We start from the raw sequence: 1,259 nt of genomic DNA on the forward strand, positions 1-1,259 counted from the left end.
TCATTCCAACATATTTTGGCTTGCTCGGTTTTTGTTGCACCAATATACACCTCAGACATGTATTCATCGTTTGCGAATGCCTCAAACGACCCCACACAAGCAAGGCTTTGTGTCTTGGCGTTTTTACGGCCGACTTGCCAGTAAGCTTTTTTGAATCTCCTGTATCCCGTATCTTTATGTACCCAACCGTAAATATTACCGAAAATAAAAATCTGAATGGGTTCAGGTACAATATTTTCACCTTGTAAAGGACCCTTTGTATGTTTAAATTGTGTCATCCAGAATAGGAATCGCCTTGCCTTCTCGTCATCAAAGAAATAAGGGAAATCTGCTGTTCCTTCCCTTTCAATATCTTTTAAAAAGCGTTCACAAGCCCACTGGTGTTTTTTGCACGCCAAAATTTCCCCTGATAGCACATCACGGGAATAATCAATCATAAATTGTTTGATAGTCGTCATATATTAAACTCCTTTTCCGCTGCCGTCTTTTCTCTGATCTCCTGTGTTTTGGTGATAGCCAATTTTGCGCGCGCTGATGGAGTGAGACCAAAATCATTTGCAGCTGACTTCATTTGATCAAAAAAGTTTTTCTGCCGTTTCAATAAAGGATGTTCTTCTCCAATTAATTCAATTGGATTCCCATCTTCATCAAAACCTTCTTTATGAACCATGATCCCATCTTCATCAATCACTTTAGTTATAGAAATGTATTGTGAATAGGCATTGCAATAGGCGGCCAACATGCTGATGTCTGCCTCCGTTATAATGTCCACTTCCTTTAATAACTCGGCAATCCGTTTGAATTCCTTTTTAGCAACCTTATCCAACCATGAAGGAGGTTTCATATTGTCAGAACGCATTTTCATTTTCTGTTCTTGTTCAGCACGCATCGCCAACTCGTCAGTATTTTTCTTATTTGGGTTACCTTGTATTAATTGAAGCGTTGCGGATTTTGCAGGTCTCGGCATATTTTTCACCTCATTCCGTTTCAAATTTTTTAAATTTATGCTTGTTTTTAAGCAAAATCATGCTATGATCGAATTAACAACAAAACCAGTCGTATCAAGCCCTCTCGGTATTTTGACCGAGGGGGTTTTTCGTGTTTTCGGAAACTTTGAAAAGCGGTGTTTGTTTGTAGACTACGGCTCATCGATCTTCACAAAGCCGTTTTCTAGGGATTTAATGCCGGGGGGGGGACTTATGACCCTCGCTTGCCATGCACCTTGTTGTGACAGCTATTACACATGCTTTCGAGGTTAT

The 1,259-nt window shown here is 39.9% G+C and carries 2 protein-coding genes; both read right to left on the reverse strand.

Annotation, left to right across the window (positions count from 1 at the left end; all coding sequences use genetic code 11):
* Positions 1–458, reverse strand: a 458-nt coding sequence (locus LC033_RS16505; RefSeq protein ID WP_226570320.1) for a terminase large subunit domain-containing protein, incomplete at its 3' end; no start/stop codon positions are given.
* A complete protein-coding gene (locus LC033_RS16510) occupies positions 455–967 on the reverse strand; it encodes a phage terminase small subunit P27 family (RefSeq protein WP_226570322.1) in 513 nt (170 codons plus the stop codon). The genes LC033_RS16505 and LC033_RS16510, both read right to left, overlap by 4 nt.
* Positions 968–1,259: the final 292 nt, after the last annotated feature.

It is taken from the genome of Bacillus stratosphericus (assembly GCF_020524495.1).
GTDB classification, from domain to species: Bacteria; Bacillota; Bacilli; order Bacillales; family Bacillaceae; genus Bacillus; species Bacillus stratosphericus_B.

Coding starts and splice junctions, on each gene's coding strand:
- LC033_RS16510 (WP_226570322.1), bottom strand. CDS start 967: ATGCCGAGACCTGCAAAATCCGCAACGCTTCAATTAATACAAGGTAAC.